The organism is Sunxiuqinia sp. sy24, from assembly GCF_052677165.1.
On the sequence record NZ_JBQYLH010000004.1, the window covers coordinates 64758 to 83196 of the forward strand.

Sequence of the window (18439 nt, forward strand, 5' to 3'; positions counted from 1 at the left end):
ACCTGAAACAATGAAAACAATTTTTCAAATCATAGTAATATCACTCTTTTCCTTAAGCACAATTGCTCAAAACAGCTTACTGGAAAAGTCCAATGATCATTATACCAAGCAAGAATACGAAGAGGCCATTGCCGGTTATCAGGAAGTTCTGAATGGGAATCAGGAATCGGCTGAAGTGTATTACAACCTGGGAAATGCATACTACAAAAGCGGTCAGGTTACGCAAGCCATCATTAGTTACGAACGTGCCAAGCTGTTGGCGCCAAACGATGAGGACATTCAATTTAACCTTGAATTGGCTAACCAGCATGTAGTTGACGCCATTGATCCGCTACCGCAGGTCTTTTTTCTACGCTGGTGGCACAACATCGCCAATAAGTATTCGGCAGACGGATGGGCAAAAATAAGCGTCATCTCCTTTATTTTGGTACTCTCCCTTGCCGGATTATTCTTTTTTACCCGAACAATCGCAGTCAAACGACTTTCCTTTTGGTTTGGAATATTAATCGTAGCCATTTCCATTTTTAGTTTTAACTTTGCCGCGCGGCAGAAAAAACGCATGACTAGCCATAACTTTGCCATAATAACTCAACCTAGTGTAACCGTTAAAAGCTCTCCTTCCGAGAGCGGAACGGAACTGTTTTTGATTCATGAAGGCCTAAAAGTCGAAATAAAAGACAGTTTAGGAGGTTGGAGAGAAATCCGGATTGCTGATGGAAACCAAGGATGGTTACCTGAAAACAGCATTGAAAAAATATAGGAAATCGCCGGCTGCTGCCGGTTTTTTTATTGTTTGATAATTTTTAACAACCATTTTAAAAGAGAGTTGTTTTACTCATAAATTTAAAACCATGGCTTATAATTTACTTAAAGGTAAAAAAGGAATTATTTTCGGAGCACTAAATGCAGATTCCATTGCATGGAAAGTTGCAGAACGCGCTCATGAAGAAGGAGCAACCTTCACATTAACTAATACTTCCGTTGCCCTGCGTATGGGGAACACCGCTGAACTAGCTGAGAAATGCGGTGCAGAGCTTATTGCAGCTGATGCAACTAATGTTGAAGACCTGGAGAACCTGGTCAAAAAATCGATGGAAGTACTGGGAGGAAAGATCGATTTTATCCTCCATTCCATTGGCATGTCACCTAACGTCCGCAAAGGACGTCACTACAGTGATCTGGATTACAAATCGCTGGATAAAACGTTGGACATTTCGGCTGTTTCTTTCCACAAAGTATTGCAAGTAGCACGCAAACTGGATGCGATTAACGAATGGGGTTCTGTTGTTGCTTTATCATACGTTGCCGCACAGCGTACATTTTATGGCTACAACGACATGGCTGATGCCAAAGCATTACTCGAATCAATTGCACGTAGTTTCGGCTATATTTACGGACGTGAGCGCAATGTGCGTATCAATACCATTTCGCAATCGCCAACGGTTACTACGGCTGGTAGTGGGGTAAAAGGAATAGACAAGCTGCTCGATTTTGGCGAACGGATGTCACCTCTTGGAAATGCAACAGGCGATGAGTGTGCGGACTACTGTATAACCTTATTCTCTGATCTAACCAAAAAAGTGACCATGCAGAACCTGTTCCACGATGGAGGATTCTCGTCAATGGGAATGAGCCTGAGAGCACTAGAACAGTATGAAAAAGGATTAGAATGCGACTGTGACTGTGATAGCGAAGGAGAAGATCATCAATACGATTAATTACCTGATAGCAAATCATAAAAAAAAACGAAGCAGAATTCCTGCTTCGTTTTTTTTTATTACCTCTAATTTCGTCTGTTAAGCTTTCAAAAACAGCAAATCATCCTGATAATCAATCTGAATATCCTCATGTAACTTATTCAATCCAGTTTGAATTTTAGCGACTTGCCGGGCATACATATTTTGCAAGGCAACACTTCGGGATAGCGGAATTTTTGTAGTTCTTACTTTTCGGCAGAAATGAATAAGTAAATCCAATTCGGTCGTTTTAATCCCTGAATACTTGATGTACTTATTCGTGTCTTTTAAGATTTTGCGCAAGCTCTTCTTTATCAGATAAGTATTTTTCATGTTCATCGTTTCAAAACCCGAATCAATCTCCTCTTTCACCGACTGAATATAGCCCTGCTCATCGTCCGACTCAAATAGCAGATAAGTGAGTAACTCCTTGTTTTCCTTTTTGTATTTAGCCAGCCTGATGCACAACGCCTGCAATTGCTCTGGCGGATACATTTTTAGCTCGTCGCGTAATTCTTTTAATGATGAAGTTTTCATAGGATTTACTTCTTTCGGTTCAGCCTTCAGGCATACAACCACCGTTCGTACACAGTCTATTTTTCCCTTACAAAATCAGCAGGAAACTCAATTGGCAAGAGCTTCTCACCCGATCCAGTCCGGATCCAGCTGTCAAAAGCCCGTTCGCCTTCTTTTAATAGAATAACTCGTGCGCCATTGGGCAAATCACCATAAGTGGTCTTGCCTCCGGAAAAGCGCCCATACGTTAGGGCTATCCCACGGTAGTAGGACATATAATCATTCACATGGTCGTGCCCAACAAAGGTGCCCATAACATCGCCAGACTGCAACATCGCTGCAAACATGCCTGTGTTGATCTTCGGAGCACATTCGTCTTCAAGACGAACGCCAATCGCCGGATTCTTTTCATTCCGGTAGGCGTCACGGTATTCGGGCAACGGAATATGAAAAAAAGCTAAAGCTGGCAAAACAGCTCCATTCTTTCCCTGTTGGTTCTGGCTCTGTTTCTGATACCAAGCGACCTGACTTAAATCGAACCAACCATAGCCATCAACGCCTTCAAGCGTGCTGTAAGCATTGGAATCCATGCAATAAAGCAATGCGGCATTTCCATCTGACTCAGCCGATTTTACTTCCAGCACATAATTCCCATAGCCATGCACATCTTTCACTTTAGCTTGTAGTAAACTGTATGGAATTTGGCTTATCATTTCTGTCAGTTCCTCACGCGAAACACCATTTTCGTCATCATGATTTCCAAAGACCACCGCAAACGGGATTTCCCTTTCCACACAGGGATTTAAAACTAACTCCCAGCCTTTATTTACGGGTTTACCAGTAACAATATCGCCTGTATAAACTACTAAATCAGGCTTTTCCTGATCCAGTATTTTTACCATCGTTTCAAAGGCCGCTTCAGAAGCCGGATGCCTCGCCTTGATATGCATGTCAGTAAACTGAATAATCTTAAATGTTTGATCAGCATTAAACTGCAAATTAACTTCCTGACTCCACGTTGGAGTTGTTACCATCAATAAAATAATGAGTATTAAATTCGAGTGTTTTTTCATGAGCTAGCTATTTATCTTTACTTTTGTTCTTTCCAAATTACAGAATTCCGCCTTCATTAAACAAATAATATTGGAATTATCATTTTGAAACTGTTTTATCAAAAATGCGAAACCTGTTGACTACAACAAAACTGTACCCGAGACGTTTATAACAGACATGAAAAAAATATTCAATCACATTCCATTTCAGGTAAAAGTTACGGTCACCTTTCTATATTTAGGTATTATTGTGCTTCTATCACTGCTTCCCGTTAAGGATTTACCCAAGGTTCCTTTATTTCCAGGAGCCGATAAACTCATTCATGCCGGAATGTATTTTGTACTTTCCATTCTTATTTTGTGGAGTTTTCACACCAGCAAGGTTGCACGCTGGAAATTGTATGGTTTTGTTATTGGCTGGGGCTTACTGATGGAAATTTTGCAGATTCTGATGCGTTCTGGCCGACAGTTCTCCTTACTCGACATCATCGCGAATGCAACCGGAGTGGTCTTAGGAATTGCGCTATATAAAGTTCTGAATACCCAACTAAAGCTGCAACAAACCTAACACTCCAGGGGTTCTACTTTTTCAACTAAATCGATGGAAACATCAGCAGAAACAACGCATCCCAGGCTTTCAAAACGCAAAATAATTCTCTTCTTTCCTCGTACTTCTGAAATCTCCCCTTCAACGCCTTCGAGCACACCTCCTACCACTTTTACTTTTTGACCTCTCGCAACGGCCTCACTGGTAACACATACTGATGCATTGATTTTATCCAGAAATAACCTTAAATCATTGATTTGCTTTTCGGGAATTTCGGCAGCCACACCACCAAAAGCAACATAAGCGACAACACCGCTGGTTCGAAGCACATCGGCATACTCCGCTTGGCTGACGTTTACAAACAGGTACCCTTTCAAAAGAGGCTCCTCAACCATCTTAACGCGATCGCTCCACTTCTTTTTCTGAATTTGAAGTGGTAAATACGCTTCGATGCCTTTATAGCGTAAATCCTCCAACGCCCGTTTCTCTGTCCGAGATTTGACATAAACGGCATGCCATTTGCATACTTCCTTCTTGATCATATTTTAAAAATTAAGGTCTTGACGCAACCATTGTTAAAAAAATCCATCAACTAAAGAACTAAAACAGGGTTACCATTTTCGTTTTTTCGGAATTCATTATAAGTGAATATATAAATTCGTTGAACAAAGGTATACTTTTCAATGGACCGTTTTATGGCAAAAACAGGCATTGCAACCGAATTCAGTGAAATGATTCAATGAAAGCGAAACAAGAAGATTGATTTCCAAGGAAATCGTTAAGAAATATAAACTAAACGTTTTAATAACACTAAAATCTGTTAAAAAACATATTGCAGATTTATCTTTGCAATATTCAAATCTACTCTTATGACCGATTACTTATTAAATGCTTTTGCTGCCATCACAGCAAGCTTTTTACTTACATATATATCAATTCCAGCCATTGTACGCATTTCAAATGAGAAACACTTGTTTGATGAGCCGAATTCACGGAAATTGAATAAAACAGCAGTTCCTACACTTGGAGGGGTAAGTATTTTCATCGGCATCAGTCTGGGTGCCACTTTGTTTCTTGGAAGTCTAAGATTCCTGGAGCTTCGCTATATCTTTGCAGCCCTGATCATGCTGTTCTTCATCGGGCTAAAAGATGACATTCTGGTTATTTCTGCCCGCAAAAAATTGATGGTTCAAATGGCAGCAGCGGCCATATTAGTCGGTTTAGGCAACGTTCAGATTACAAGTCTTTCAAACTTATTTTTCTTGAATCAAATGAGTATTTGGATGAGTATCCCACTCTCGTTCATGCTTTTGCTGTTCATTATTAACGCCATGAACCTGATTGACGGGATTGATGGACTGGCATCTGGCATTGCTGTTTTGGTTTCTGGTGTTTTAGGAAGCTGGTTCTTTGTTTCAGGGCACATTCAGTATGCTTTGTTAAGCTTTGCTATCGCTGGGAGTTTGTTGGCTTTTCTTCGTTTTAACCTTTGGGGAGGCGATAATAAAATTTTTATGGGTGATACCGGATCTCTGATTCTGGGCGGCCTATTGGGAGTTCTGATTATCCAATTTCTCAATTTCAATGTAGCAGCCCCTACCCTAATAAAGATGCAGAATGCACCAGCCTTTGTATTGGCTTTGTTAATCGTTCCGGTCACAGACACATTACGAGTATTTACCATCCGGATTTATCAAAAGAGATCACCATTTTCGCCAGACATGAATCATATTCATCACCTGCTGATCCGGTCGGGACTGAAGCACATTCAAGCTAGTTCATTTTTGGTTTTGTATACCGCCTTTTTTGCTTCGTTTGCATTGGCGACCAGTCCTTACCTATCGAGTACTTTAAGTTTTATTCTCGTGCTAGGGATGAGCTTTGGCGCCATTGCAATTCTAAAGAAAAGAGCAGATAAAATTAAATACAAAAGAGACCAGCAGATCAAGCTTACCCGCAAGATTCTGTCTACCGGAATTCCTTTACAAGAAGATCCTTTCCGTTTTTTGGAGGCCAAGAAAAAGATCTATCAAAACTAGTCCTTCTAAAGCGGTAGCTCAGTTTACGACTTCATCAGCACAGCTTGCTTGGCTTAGTCGACTCGACAATGGGATGTAAACAAGATCCTTTCGTTCGTTAGATAAAAAGACACCGAGGAAACGATAAAAGTAGCTGAAATTGATGGAAAGCAATGCCTTGCCCAAGATCAGCTGACTCCTGCTTACGACATGCCTGAAGACGATACGCCATAAAAAGAAGGAATTCCGTTGAAGTAAGAACGAAGGCTGTGTTGGGGTGCTAAGCACAAAAAAACAGACCAATGCAGAATTGACGTTTTCATATGGCAATAAACATCAGGGATTCATCGTCTCCATCCAACGGTCATGCAATTAAGATTAGCTTCTGAAACGATCAAATGAATTTTGCCTACTTCAGAGTAAACAGCACACGAAATTCAGCGCCAAAACCCGAGTCAAGCACCGTTCCATCATCATAAGCCAGTTTCAAGGAAAAAGCTAAGGGCTTGTTGGAAAGAAAATAATCGATTTGTGCAGCCAGCGACAACAATTCTTTTGGACTGGCATATTCAGCGCCATGCTGCCCATTGTGCTTGGAGTAAGTCAGCAGAGTTTTCCAGCTAAAGTCGTTCGATAACCATCCACTCATTCCTTGGTGAACAGCCCACAGACGGGTGTTGGGAAATCCACGGGAAACACCATCCGCATTGAATCCGGGAATAAAAAGCGGCAAGCCAATCATGCGGTCGTAGCTAACAAAGCCCGACTGATAAACACTGTTGTTAAAATAATTATCGCGACCATTTCCCATTACTTCTCCGGGCTTATCCGGATTGGGTGCTTTGTGGTATTTTCCACTTTGATGGCGTGTGTTGACATACTCAACAACCATTGCTTCCAGAGGCTGGTGATGCTTGTGCTGTTTCCAGGAAACGCCCCAGAGTCCATCGGGCATATTTTCGAAACGCGTGCCCGAACCATCTTCCCAGGGATGTTGCCAGTAAAGTTCAACCGAGCTGTTTTCGGCTTCGCGGGTAAGCGAAAACGCATAATTACCCAATTGGTTTCCCGCAACGTTATTCCGATCGGTCTCCGGTGCATTTTCGCTTCCGGTATGTCCCAGAACGTACCTCAGGTAATCTTCAAATCCCGGTAGTTTTCCGTGCGTTGGTGAGGTTCCTCCCCAGAAAACCCAATGATCCAGGCCAAGAGACAAACGCCATCCTTCAGCAATCGTATAAATCATATCCAATCGCTTGTGGTGCAAATTCGCATCGGCCACAATCCGGTCATCCAGCAAAAAATATTCGTTGTACTCGAAGTCGAAGGCAAAACGACTAAGCCATCCCGAACGAAACAGCTGAAAGTTGGTCGTTCCGAAGCCCACACGCGGCATGGGCCGCGCATTGTTCGACAAATATAGATTTCCATTGGTCATGCTCAAGCCATTGGCAAAAACCGGCTCCGCTTTGGCTCCCGCGTGAAAGTACCATCCTTTATAGTGCACCCGCCCCCAATATTCATTGGGTTGAAGCACGGCATGTTCCGACAAACGTCCCGCCACATTCAGACCATACGAAAACTGCCATTGGTCAGGATCGAGTACCTGGGGTTGCTGCAACAAATGCAGGACAACGAGTTGTTGAAAAGCATCCGAGCCATCAACCATGCCCAGCTGGTTCATCTGCATCCAAAAAGGAAGCTGATTACCGGTAGAAACAAGCGTTCTTGACTCCAGACTTAAAGCGGGTTTGTTTGCTGTGTTTTGAGCCAGCAAACCCAAGGATAACAATAAAGGAAATACGAGTGTGACTATTTTCTGTACCATGGAATTGTAATGCTTTTGACACCATGCAGCGATGCCCTAAAACTAAACAAACTATTTGCACACAAAAGTTATGCGAATAGTTTGTTCGTTTGTTTTTAATTTAAAAAAGCAGACCTATAAGCCGGGTTCTGTATCCTCCGTCAGAAGACGAAGAACCTCTATCATTTATCTGGCCGCAGCATCACTGCTACGATCTAGCAACCTACCCCTCACGACTTTCAACCAAGTTGAAATGGAACGGGCCGCCCCTGGTCGTGATATATTTGGTCTTGCAACCCATGAGGTGTACGGCTTCCGAAGTTACCTCCGAAACCGGTGAGCTCTTACCTCACCTTTTCACCCTTTCCCCGACGAATCGAGGTGGTCATTTTCTGTTACACTACTGCAAGCTTTCGCCCGCCTTCCCATTAAGAAACATGGTGCCCTGTGTTGCCCGGACTTTCCTCCTTCCCCGATTGCTCAGGAAAAGCGATAGAGCGGTCTGCCCGGCAAAATTATGAAAAATGCTGTAATTCCAACGCTCCGATGAATTTTATTTTCTTAAAATAACCATGGTTGCGCCATAGCCATATTCCTGAAAACTGGCATCTTGAAAGGCATATCGTTTGTACTTGTGCGACAACTCTCGCCGTAGCTCTTGTTTCAGTGTTCCATTGCCCAGTCCATGAATGAAAACCACCTTCTTAACCTGCTTTTTGATGGCCTCGTCGAGCTTCTCGTGAAAATGCTTCATCTGCAAATCCAGCATTTCCTTATTGCTTAATCCTGTTGTATCATCAATTAGCTCATGAATGTGCAAATCAACCTCCAGCAAGTCGGTATTTTCGACTACCGGCTTTACTTTGCGTGCCGGTTCCTTTTGCCGAACCACTTTCTTGACTTCCTTTTCCGTTAAGTTTTCCACCGCCTTTTCCATCAGTGATTGATTCAACTTAACCAGCATCGCTTTTTCGGTAAAAAAATCGTTGGACACAAAACTACCTGATTTGTAAAACTTGACCGGATTGACTTTCACCGAAGCTTCCACTGGCCGCTCCAGCCGACTGGACTTTTCGCGGAAACAAATCAATTGAAAAAAGTACTCCGGCAAGCCTGCAATATCCACCTGGGCAATCGAATCGAGCCACAACTTGGTGTTGGGTTCCAACTCCCCGGCTTCCTTGCTGATGTATTCATTGTCCTTAAACTCTGAAAAATGATAGAGCACGGAGAAATTACTATCGTTGATTAAATACAATTTGATCGATCCTTCCAGCGGATTCCGGCTGTTGTCTGGCACAAAAGCCAATTGAAAATTGGGCTCATCATTACCTTCAATCAGCATGGGGGCTTCTTTAGCTGGTTCTGCTACCGGAGCTTGTTTTTCCGGCTTAGCCTGGGCTACAAACTGCTCAACAGAAGGTTTCTGACCAACATGCAGTTCTTCATTCACCACAACTAATTCCGCCACCAAAGTCGGAATTTCAAAACCATCGTCATTTTCAACATGAACCAACGATTTGCTAATCACTTTAGTGACGATGCCACCACCGACATCATTCATAAACTTTACCCGATCGCCTACTTTTATCATTTCGTTCTATTTTTACTACAAAATTAAGAACAATTTTAACCGAAAATAATTATTCCGTACTTTTGCGGCCCATGAATGAAAAATCAGCCATAAAACCCGTTTTCAATCAGAGTGCTCAGGCGTTGAATTATGAGTTACCCGATGATCGAATTGCCAAATATCCGTTGGACGAACGGGATGCTTCGAAACTATTGGTTTGGAAGAATGGTGAAATCCTCGACAGCAGCTTTGGCACAATTGCCGATCATCTGCCTGAAAGAAGCCTGCTGGTTTTCAACAACACCAAAGTCATTCGTGCACGCTTGCCTTTTCAGAAAAAAACCGGAGCCCAGATTGAGATCTTTTGCCTCGATCCGGAGTCACCAGCTGATTACCAGGTCGCTTTTCAGCAAACCCAAAAGTGCAGCTGGAACTGCATGGTGGGCAACCTGAAAAAATGGAAAAACGAACCACTCGAGAAACAGGTTCTGGTAGATGGACGAAACGTTACGCTAATTGCAAATAAGTTAAGCCAAACCCGGGCTAATGTGGTGGTTGAATTTTGCTGGGACGATGCCACTGTTGATTTTGCTTCCTTAATTGAAGCCAGCGGCATATTGCCCATTCCACCCTACCTGCATCGCGATACAGAGGAAAGTGACCTGGAGCGTTACCAAACCATTTACTCGAAAATAAAAGGATCGGTGGCCGCGCCGACCGCCGGGCTACACTTTACCGATTCGGTTTTTGAAACGCTGAAGAAGAAATCCATTTCATTGGCCGAAGTGACGCTGCACGTTGGTGCCGGCACCTTTAAGCCCGTGAAAGCAGCCACCATTGCCGAGCACGAAATGCATGCCGAAAAGATCGTGGTTTCCCGTCCGTTCATCGAGCAACTCTTACAGCACGAAGGTCAGTTGATTGCCGTTGGAACAACCTCCATCCGTACCCTGGAAAGTATTTACTGGCTGGGAGTTTCAATTCTTGAAGACAAAAGCCTCTCTCCCGAAAACCTCACCGTTGAGCAATGGTCGCCTTACCGCAAGGAGGAAAAACCGGCTGTAAAAACGGTGCTGAATGCCTTACTGGCTTACCTGGATGAAAACCAACGGAGTCACCTGGTGGCATCCACCCAAATCATTATTGTTCCGGGCTATGATTTTCAACTGGTAGATGGCATGATTACCAACTTTCACCAACCCCAAAGCACACTTCTCTTGCTCATTTCAGCCTATTTGGGCGACGACTGGCAGCGGGTTTACCAGCACGCGCTGAACAACAACTACCGCTTTTTGAGTTACGGCGACAGCAATTTGTATTTGAAGTGATAGTCAGTTGGCGGTTGACGGTTGTCGGTATATCAATGCCTAAATAAGGTTGAACGTTTGGGGGCTGCTTCTTTCTACTAAGGTTTATTGGAAAATAAGGTTTATTGGATTCTTCCTTTAACCTTTTCAATTCTCTTCGCGTCTTTGCGGTTAGAAAGGAGTGTCCTCAGTTATCTGTTTTCAGTTGTCGGTTTTCAGTTGACAGTAGTTCCTGAGTTCGTGCCCTCGTGCGTTCACACGTTCGTGCCCTCGTACCTTCGTGTCCTCTCCCTTCTCCCTGCTGCCTGGCTCATCTGCTCACTTCTCCTTAACCCATCCGTCCCGGTTCCCGGGACACCTTCCCTTCGAGAATGGAAGGAAATCCAACCACTAGCGTAAGGTGCGTTTCATAAAACCTTAGTAGCACCATTCAATTTTTCACAAAGCAAACCTTATTACCTTATCCAAAGAGGATATCTACTATTATCAAATACGAATTAAGTCGGATTAAAATAAGGGAATAAGGTTGATCTTTTGGGGGCTGCTTCTTTCTACTAAGGTTTAATGAAAAATAAGGTTTATTGGATTCTTCTTTTAACCTTTCTCCTTGATTCTTTAACCTTTTCAATTCTCTTCGCGTCTTTGCGGTTAGAAAACTGTTGTCAGTTGACAGTAGTTCCTGAGTTCGTACCCTCGTGCGTTCTTGACTTCGTGCGCTCTTCTTACACAATTCTCACGACTCAACGACTGTTTTGATGGATAACTCAGTAAAAATGCCCCTGAAAACCAGTGTTTTTTGCTGCAGTTTGATGTTCCAAAATGTTCGTTCATGAGTCGGGAGGGCTCATTATGGGCTTAAAATGGTCAGTTCATGAAATTTATGGTAAATTCTTAGGAGAGATGAAAAAGAACATTTAACTTTTAGTCACTAATCATTTAATACCTAAACAGATGGAAAATAAAATCAATTATCAGTTACCCGACACAGTAGCCGAAGAAGCGGCAAACCACATTAATGAAGCCGTTACTTTGCTGAAACCTTACCTGATTGCCTTAAATGCCGAAGAGCGGCAGTCGCTACCCAAAATGAGCGATGGCACCGCTCCGTTTGTCGAGAAATGCCTGGATTATTCCAACAGCGATCCTCAATTTGCACCTCCTTTTATGGATGTGGATGGCTTTAAAAATGACATGAATACCTGGGAAAAACTCATGGCGGTTTTGCGCCCGGTGCAGCAGTTGGTGTTGAACCTGGATGACACCACCACGCAGGCCGGATCGGAAAGCTACACCGCAGCACTTACTTATTACAACTCGGTGAAACAGGCCGCCAAACTCAGTATTCCCGGCTCAAAAGCCATTTACGAGGATTTGCGGAAACGATTTGCCAGCAATGGGCCAAGGAGTTCGGCCGAGTAGAACGAACCAACAGCAGGGAGAGCCAAACAGCAAGCCAATTCCGGTTTGCTGTTTTAGCTTCGCTTCAAAAGAGCGCCAGTAAGCTTGCCCCCGGTTAAAACCAAGTGCATTCAGCTTGCGACCGAACTGCCGGAGCTAAAAACCGCTTTCAAGGAGCTTTTGGGTGCGCGGGTTCGGTTCCGACCTGCTCTAATTCACCTTTTTGCCGAATCAATTCACCTCAGACCCGAATGAGTTTGGTTCAGACCCGAATTAATTCATGTTTTACCCAAACTAATTCACCTCCAAGGGAACTGAATTCGGTTTTGACCCTCGCGAGTTCACGTTCGACCTCCGCGAGTTCGGTTTGGAGGTGGGGGGGGGTACTTCGGAAGTACCCCCCTGAGGTGTTAAATAGAAAATGCTCCATAAAGATTATCAGTGATTTAGAACGAAAATAAAAAGGAGCTTATTCGTACATACATTTTGTAAATTTTTATAACTTAATCGACGAAATCGAAAACAACTAAACTTTAAACGATGAATTTAAACACCAGCCCTCCTACCCCTTTTCAAGCCGGCATCGCAAAACGATCATCAAAAGTGTAAAAATCGTTTTAATGAACTCAATTTTATAAAAGAAACGAACTGCACCTAAAGCAGGAAATAACAATTTATCAAATAACTTTAGTGGACGAACAACTGGAGTTAGACACAATTTTAAATGAAATTGGAAGATCATATTTTATTAGAATCCCTGACTATTTTATTAAGTCGCAATAATTATTTCAAAGAATATCTTTTCATCAATTTTATATGAAATACAAGAACAACCAGATAATTTACTCCCCTTCCGACCTCTCTTCTCACAGCAGCTGCAAGCATCTCTCACAGCTCAATAAGCAACATGCAAGAGGAGAAATCACGGATCCTGAAGTATACACCAACAAAGTGTTGATGATGCTTCAAGAAAAGGGTAATGAGTTTGAAGCAAGTCATCTACAGGAGATCAAAAATCAAGGAAAAACTATTGCAGAAATCAGCAATGAAAACCCCCATTCTGAAAAACACACGATTGAGGCAATGCAAGCTGGCGTTGATGTGATCTACCAAGCACGGTTAAAAGAAGATGGTAAATGGAGTGGCTGGGCTGATTTTCTTAAAAAGGTTGATAAACCTAGTAATTTTGGCAACTGGTCTTATGAGGTTTGGGATACCAAGTTGGCAAATGAAACCAAGGCTGGAACAATATTGCAGATTGGTCTTTATTCCGAGCGTGTGGCTCAAGTCCAAGGGATTACTCCGGAGTATATGGGAGTGATAAAGCCAGAAGGAGAAGAGCGTTATCGCTATGATGAACATGCGGCTTATATCCGATTGGTAAAACGAAACCTTGAGGATGCCATTGTCAATGAATACAAAACTTATCCAGAACCTGTTAGCCATTGCGACATCTGCAAGTGGTGGAAGAAATGTAATGCTGTAAGAAGAAATGATGACCACCTTACTTTTGTTGCCGGAATGGGTTCATCTCAGATAAAGGAATTTAAATTGCATGATGTTGACACCCTAGAAAAACTTGCCAACCTTGATTTGCCAGTGCCTTTTGATCCGTCTAAAGGAGTAAAAGAGACATACAACAAACTACGTGAACAGGCACGTGTGCAGAATGAAAGCCGACATGCTGGAGGTAAACCGATTTATGAAACCTTAGAAATTAAAGAAGACAAAGGATTAAACAAACTGCCAGCGCCTTCTATGAATGATATCTACCTCGATTTTGAAGGCGACCGTATGGTTGAACCCGATGGTCTTGAGTACATGATTGGCTATGTACACAAAGGTGTATACCATGCTTTATGGGCTAATAGCGAAGCGGAAGAAAAAGAAATTTTTGAGCAATTCATTGACTTTGCCTTTCAACTAAAACAAGAAGATCCCACACTCCACATATACCATTATGCTCCATATGAAGTCACGGCCTTTAAGCGGCTGATGGGTAAATACGCATCACACGAAAATGAAATTGACACATTCTTAAGGTCAAACACTTTTGTGGATCTCTATAATGTTGTCCGGCAATCTCTACGAGCTAGCGTTGAAAAATACTCAATCAAGGACTTGGAGATCTTCTTTGGCTATGAACGTAAAATGGATTTGCGTGAACTATCAAGTCACAAATCACAATTGGAGTTGATGCTTCAAACTGGGAACATTGATAAACTGGATAAGGAAACAAAAGATGCCGTCCAGCTCTACAATCAAGATGACTGCGAATCACTGGTTCGCCTTCAAGGATGGTTAGAAGAGATTCGAGTAAGTCTTATCAATGAAGGCGAGAACATTGCACGGCCTGAAGATGGGGATGGTAATGCCAGTGATAACATTACAGCTCATCAAGCTCGAATTCAGCCCATTATGAATGCTTTGCTCGACGGTGTGCCTGCTATAAAGGCTGAAAGAAACGATGTAGAACAAGCTCGGTTTATTCTCGCCCATATGCTGGATTGGTATCGCAGAGAGAAAAAGTCATTTTGGTGGGAGTTTTTCCGATTGAAAGAGCTTCCTGAAGATGAACTCTTGGAAGAGCGAAAAGCCATATCTTATCTTCAGTATACCGGGAATCGAGATTCCGTAAAAAAAAGTGTAGTTGATTCATATATAGTTCCACCTCAGGAATGTGATTTGCGTCCAGGTCATTCTTTAGAGGATCAAGAAGGTAATAAGCTGGGCACTATTCATGAGATTGATATTGATGCGGGTATACTCCAAATCAAAAAAGGTCCATCTAAAATCAATCTACCTCACCCTGTTTCTGTCATGAGTTTGGAAAACGTTAATTCCAGCACCAAGGAAGAAGCCATTATCAGGCTGGCAGAATGGGTTGTGGACAATGGCATAGACAGTGCAGATGAAACATACAGAGCTGCACGACAATTACTCATGAATGCTCCACCTAGTTTAACAGAAGTCTCGATTGAAAATGAAGATATTCTAGAAAGAACCTTTGATTTTGCAGCCAAACTTGACAATAGTTATTTGCCGGTACAAGGTCCCCCCGGTGCGGGTAAGAGTTTTACAGGAAGCCACCTTATTGTTCGTTTGGTTCTGCAAGGCAAGAAAATTGGTATTACTGCTCTAAGCCATAAGGTCATCACGAACTTGCTTACCAAGGTTTGGGAGGTAGCTAAAGAGGAAGGAGTTTCGATTCAAATGCTACAGAAAACCGAGCCAAATCCAGATACCCCTTCCCCTTGGACGGTAAGCAATGATGAAAATGCTATCCTAGCCACTATAGGGAATATGGATGTTATTGCCGGAACGTCTTTTATGTGGAGCAAACCGTCTTATGCAGATAGTATAGATTATCTCTTTGTAGATGAAGCCGGTCAGCTGTCTTTGATCGATACACTTGCTGTTTCACACTCCTGCTCCAACCTTGTACTGCTGGGCGATCCTCAACAATTGAAACAACCACAACAAGGTGTTCACCCAGATGGTACTGAAGTTTCTGCTCTGGAACACGTATTGCAGGGGGAGAAAACCATTTCTGATAAGCGTGGTGTATTTTTGGCTGATACATGGCGTATGCATTCGCATATCAATACGTTTATATCTGAGCTTTTCTATGAGAACCGGTTACAATCAAAAGAGCATCTTGATCATCAGCAGATAATAGGCTCAAAGTATGCTGGAGCTGGACTGTATCTTGAAGAGGTTGAGCATACAGGAAATACCAATTCATCATCCGAAGAGGTTGAGATGGTGGCGGAAATTGTAGCGAACTTGACCGGTGGAGATGTTGAATTCGTCAATGAAAAGGGTGTAAAAGCTCCCCTGACTGTCAGTGACATTAAAATCATTACTCCGTACAACGCACAAGTTCAGGCCATCAAACAACGCTGCCCAAATTTAGAAGTTGGCACGGTTGACAAATTCCAGGGTCAGGAAGCTCCAGTAATTATCTACTCTGCGGCTACTTCCAGCATAGAAGAAGCCCCTCGCGGCGTGGATTTTCTGTTTAGTCCAAACCGCTTTAACGTAGCCGTATCTAGAGCACGCATTTGTTTTATTATGGTAGCCAACCCTGCTATTTTTGAAACAGAATGCAAAAGCCCATACCAAATAAAGTTAGCTAATGCCTTTTGTAGGTTTAAGGAACTTTCACAATGGACTTAAGCCCTTGCTGGCGCGGTTTTTCAAATCCTGCCTTGCTGGTAAAAGCAAGAAGTTAATAGCCTTAAAGGGCAAGGCACAAATTGCCAATTGGCACCAGCGGAGGTATACGAAGCTGGTGCATTGAAGCGCATTTTTTAATATCTTTTTTATTATAACCGAATAGGTTACGTCCTGCTTAACTTAACCTACCACTGCTTATGAAACGGAAAAAGAAAAACAATGCCATTCAAAACAAACAAGAGCGTCAGCACCGCCAAAACGAGTTTTTTAAAAAGCTGAAACAAATCATGGCGCTACTGGGCGATGATTCGGCCTTTGATTTACTCAACAAAAGAAGACGCTTGATGATTTACCACACCCGCATTCGTCCTTTTAAGGTCATTAACCCAACCGAAGGGAAGCGGGCATCGAAAGCAGCCTTGCAGATGCTGAATAACAACTTAACTCGCTTATTGCAGCACACCAAGGTTGAGCTGGACAAGCACCAAATCAAGATGAGCTTGTACGATTTTTCAATCTATGCCGAAACCCTGTTCCTATTTTGGCGCAATGTGGCCCGGCAGGAGCCCGATGTTGGCGAACGGTTTTATGCGTGTTTTCCGATTTTTGAAGAAGAGGAGTTTGATGCACAACGCCTCAAAGTATTTAATACGGTTGAACGCCGGTTAGAGAATCTAGCCTGGCTGTTTTCCGATTTTACAAGCAGTACGACCCGTTTTGTTAAAGAAAAGCTGGAGGATAACCGCCCCCCCCTCGATTTATCGCCTTTCTACAACAACTATGTGGTGGAACAAAAAGAGGTCGAAACCGAGTTACTGGAAATTGGCGGGCACCGTCGCACCGTTTTTCGGGTGTGTCTAAATACGCAACAAAAATTTATCCCTTTCACGCTCACCCCCGAAAAACTGGGGCTGAAAGGAGTGATGCAAAAGTTTCCGTTAAAGGTATTTATTCAAAAGCATGCCTTGGTGCGTATGGAAGAACGGCTCGGAAAAGCTTTCGTTCATTTAAGCTATTTGTATATCGTTACGGCCTTGCTGCAAGCACCGCTTCCGGCAGGTAAACCCAACAGCTTTCTGTTCCCAATGACTGAGGGCGACATCCGGCTGGGTTATCTGAAAGCCGATATCATTGGTGATAAGCTGGTGGTTCGTACCTTCCTTTTTGTAACCAACAATGGAACACCCGAAGGGAAAAAGCTTCAAGAGCTGGCCGGCCTGGCCAAACTGGATAAAGCTTACCTGGGAATTGACCGTCTCCACACGTTTATTGCATCCGATATTAAAGAGCATCAGCAACTAAGAGAACTTTTTAACCAAGTCGGATGTGGCGGCTTGTTGCAGTTAAACTATTCCTGGATGCTTAAAGCAAATAAAAAGCAAGGAGCTTGCGCCGATCGACTGGCTTGTTACCTGGGTCTGCAACAGGCGGCAGGTAGCCAGGAAGCAAACAAGCACGAAGAAGCTCCCGTCAACATGGAGCAGCCAGTGGAATCGTCCTAGCAATCGTTTATTTGTTCTAACACTGCTCCCGCGTGCATCCTTTCGCATGGTGAGATAAAACAAAAAAGCAATGAAGCTGTCCAAAAAGAATAGTTCTTCGTCATTGCGAAGGAGGAACGACTGAAGCAATCTTTTGAATAGCAGATTGCTTCGTTTCACTCGCAATGACGGTTTTTCGAGCGAAAGTGACTTATGGGACAGCTTCATTGCAACTATTTAAACACTTACTTCTTCATGAACCAAATTAAAGGTCAAAGGAGTAACATTAGCCAGGTTATCATTAATTGGACAACGATCTTTGATTAGCTTAATCCATTGATTGACTTGCTCGGGCTCGGCATCCGTAATGGGCGAAAACTTGACATTAATTTGCTTAAATCCGGCCCGCTCGGCATCTGCCTGCCCCATCAGGCGGGCAGGATTCAGGTTACCGCTTACCTCAATACCCAATTTTTCAACCTGAATTCCCAATTCTTTTGCTGTAAGATGGGCAACAACATTGATACATCCGGCATAGCTGGCCAGTAGGTATTCAACGGGGTTTGCTCCAAGGTCATCTCCTCCAAGCGCCGGGGGCTCATCAATTACAATCGTAAACTGCCGTGCACCTGCAACAAATCGCGCTCCTGTTTGAGCTTCACCTTCAATTTTAAAATTTAAATCTGCCATTCTTTTTTGAATTTTTAGTAAAAAAAAAGCCCTTCACAAAACTGTGAAGGGCTGAAACCTATTTTATATTTAAGTATCCTATAATTTATAGAAGCACAGCATCACCCTCCACATGTTTGAAAAACATACAGCAAC

General features: G+C 43.0%; 14 protein-coding genes and 1 other RNA gene. 8 read left to right on the plus strand and 7 right to left on the minus strand.

Annotation, left to right across the window (positions count from 1 at the left end):
* The first annotated feature begins 10 nt into the window (after positions 1–10).
* Positions 11–760: a tetratricopeptide repeat protein gene (locus ACUNWA_RS05275; protein ID WP_445590841.1), complete on the plus strand. Its 750-nt coding sequence runs from the start codon at positions 11–13 to the stop codon at positions 758–760.
* A gap of 91 nt (positions 761–851) precedes the next feature.
* The gene (locus ACUNWA_RS05280; protein WP_445590842.1) at positions 852–1718 is read left to right on the plus strand and encodes an enoyl-ACP reductase FabI; all 867 of its coding nucleotides are present in this window, start codon (positions 852–854) and stop codon (positions 1716–1718) included.
* 78 nt (positions 1719–1796) lie between these two features.
* Here the strand turns inward: ACUNWA_RS05280 and ACUNWA_RS05285 are convergent, their stop codons facing one another.
* Together ACUNWA_RS05285 and ACUNWA_RS05290 are read right to left on the minus strand one after the other, a co-directional pair.
* Positions 1797–2273 carry a hypothetical protein gene (locus ACUNWA_RS05285; protein ID WP_445590843.1) on the minus strand — a complete coding sequence of 159 codons (477 nt, stop codon included), beginning with the start codon at positions 2271–2273 and terminating at the stop codon, positions 1797–1799.
* A gap of 56 nt (positions 2274–2329) precedes the next feature.
* The gene (locus ACUNWA_RS05290; protein WP_445590844.1) at positions 2330–3325 is read right to left on the minus strand and encodes a metallophosphoesterase family protein; all 996 of its coding nucleotides are present in this window, start codon (positions 3323–3325) and stop codon (positions 2330–2332) included.
* Between the two features lie 157 nt (positions 3326–3482).
* Between ACUNWA_RS05290 and ACUNWA_RS05295 the strand changes: the two genes are divergently transcribed.
* Positions 3483–3872, plus strand: coding sequence for a VanZ family protein (locus tag ACUNWA_RS05295; RefSeq protein ID WP_445590845.1), 390 nt, complete (start codon positions 3483–3485; stop codon positions 3870–3872).
* Here ACUNWA_RS05295 and ACUNWA_RS05300 read toward each other — a convergent pair.
* Entirely contained in the window at positions 3869–4393 is a 525-nt protein-coding gene (locus tag ACUNWA_RS05300; RefSeq protein ID WP_445590846.1) for a UpxY family transcription antiterminator, read from the minus strand. The genes ACUNWA_RS05295 and ACUNWA_RS05300 overlap by 4 nt on opposite strands.
* A gap of 327 nt (positions 4394–4720) precedes the next feature.
* On the opposite strand from ACUNWA_RS05300, the gene ACUNWA_RS05305 reads away from it, so the two are divergent.
* Complete coding sequence (locus ACUNWA_RS05305; protein ID WP_445590847.1) at positions 4721–5890, plus strand: glycosyltransferase family 4 protein; 1170 nt, start codon at positions 4721–4723, stop codon at positions 5888–5890.
* Between the two features lie 388 nt (positions 5891–6278).
* On the opposite strand, the gene ACUNWA_RS05310 is transcribed toward ACUNWA_RS05305, so the two are convergent.
* From ACUNWA_RS05310 to ACUNWA_RS05320, 3 genes are all read right to left on the minus strand, one after another.
* Entirely contained in the window at positions 6279–7697 is a 1419-nt protein-coding gene (locus tag ACUNWA_RS05310) for a capsule assembly Wzi family protein (RefSeq protein ID WP_445590848.1), read from the minus strand.
* Positions 7698–7798: 101 nt separating this feature from the next.
* Positions 7799–8185, minus strand: an RNA gene (gene rnpB / locus ACUNWA_RS05315) — RNase P RNA component class A.
* A 44-nt stretch (positions 8186–8229) separates the two neighbouring features.
* Positions 8230–9270, minus strand: coding sequence for a DUF2027 domain-containing protein (locus ACUNWA_RS05320; RefSeq protein WP_445590849.1), 1041 nt, complete (start codon positions 9268–9270; stop codon positions 8230–8232).
* Between the two features lie 71 nt (positions 9271–9341).
* Between ACUNWA_RS05320 and ACUNWA_RS05325 the strand changes: the two genes are divergently transcribed.
* The 4 genes from ACUNWA_RS05325 (at position 9342) to ACUNWA_RS05340 (ending at position 17635) form a co-directional block, all read left to right on the plus strand.
* Complete coding sequence (locus ACUNWA_RS05325; protein WP_445590850.1) at positions 9342–10577, plus strand: S-adenosylmethionine:tRNA ribosyltransferase-isomerase; 1236 nt, start codon at positions 9342–9344, stop codon at positions 10575–10577.
* 930 nt (positions 10578–11507) lie between these two features.
* Positions 11508–11975, plus strand: coding sequence for a hypothetical protein (locus tag ACUNWA_RS05330; RefSeq protein ID WP_445590851.1), 468 nt, complete (start codon positions 11508–11510; stop codon positions 11973–11975).
* A gap of 795 nt (positions 11976–12770) precedes the next feature.
* Positions 12771–16133 carry a TM0106 family RecB-like putative nuclease gene (locus ACUNWA_RS05335; protein ID WP_445590852.1) on the plus strand — a complete coding sequence of 1121 codons (3363 nt, stop codon included), beginning with the start codon at positions 12771–12773 and terminating at the stop codon, positions 16131–16133.
* Positions 16134–16330: 197 nt separating this feature from the next.
* The gene (locus ACUNWA_RS05340) at positions 16331–17635 is read left to right on the plus strand and encodes a hypothetical protein (protein WP_445590853.1); all 1305 of its coding nucleotides are present in this window, start codon (positions 16331–16333) and stop codon (positions 17633–17635) included.
* A 216-nt stretch (positions 17636–17851) separates the two neighbouring features.
* Here the strand turns inward: ACUNWA_RS05340 and ACUNWA_RS05345 are convergent, their stop codons facing one another.
* Positions 17852–18304: an OsmC family protein gene (locus ACUNWA_RS05345; protein ID WP_445590854.1), complete on the minus strand. Its 453-nt coding sequence runs from the start codon at positions 18302–18304 to the stop codon at positions 17852–17854.
* Positions 18305–18439: the final 135 nt, after the last annotated feature.

Excerpts from the sequence above, each read along its gene's own strand:
- ACUNWA_RS05275 (WP_445590841.1), top strand. The coding sequence starts at position 11 with ATGAAAACAATTTTTCAAATCATAGTAATATCACTCTTTTCCTTAAGC.
- ACUNWA_RS05280 (WP_445590842.1), top strand. The coding sequence starts at position 852 with ATGGCTTATAATTTACTTAAAGGTAAAAAAGGAATTATTTTCGGAGCA.
- ACUNWA_RS05285 (WP_445590843.1), bottom strand. The coding sequence starts at position 2,273 with ATGAAAACTTCATCATTAAAAGAATTACGCGACGAGCTAAAAATGTAT.
- ACUNWA_RS05290 (WP_445590844.1), bottom strand. The coding sequence starts at position 3,325 with ATGAAAAAACACTCGAATTTAATACTCATTATTTTATTGATGGTAACA.
- ACUNWA_RS05295 (WP_445590845.1), top strand. The coding sequence starts at position 3,483 with ATGAAAAAAATATTCAATCACATTCCATTTCAGGTAAAAGTTACGGTC.
- ACUNWA_RS05300 (WP_445590846.1), bottom strand. The coding sequence starts at position 4,393 with ATGATCAAGAAGGAAGTATGCAAATGGCATGCCGTTTATGTCAAATCT.
- ACUNWA_RS05305 (WP_445590847.1), top strand. The coding sequence starts at position 4,721 with ATGACCGATTACTTATTAAATGCTTTTGCTGCCATCACAGCAAGCTTT.
- ACUNWA_RS05310 (WP_445590848.1), bottom strand. The coding sequence starts at position 7,697 with ATGGTACAGAAAATAGTCACACTCGTATTTCCTTTATTGTTATCCTTG.
- ACUNWA_RS05320 (WP_445590849.1), bottom strand. The coding sequence starts at position 9,270 with ATGATAAAAGTAGGCGATCGGGTAAAGTTTATGAATGATGTCGGTGGT.
- ACUNWA_RS05325 (WP_445590850.1), top strand. The coding sequence starts at position 9,342 with ATGAATGAAAAATCAGCCATAAAACCCGTTTTCAATCAGAGTGCTCAG.
- ACUNWA_RS05330 (WP_445590851.1), top strand. The coding sequence starts at position 11,508 with ATGGAAAATAAAATCAATTATCAGTTACCCGACACAGTAGCCGAAGAA.
- ACUNWA_RS05335 (WP_445590852.1), top strand. The coding sequence starts at position 12,771 with ATGAAATACAAGAACAACCAGATAATTTACTCCCCTTCCGACCTCTCT.
- ACUNWA_RS05340 (WP_445590853.1), top strand. The coding sequence starts at position 16,331 with ATGAAACGGAAAAAGAAAAACAATGCCATTCAAAACAAACAAGAGCGT.
- ACUNWA_RS05345 (WP_445590854.1), bottom strand. The coding sequence starts at position 18,304 with ATGGCAGATTTAAATTTTAAAATTGAAGGTGAAGCTCAAACAGGAGCG.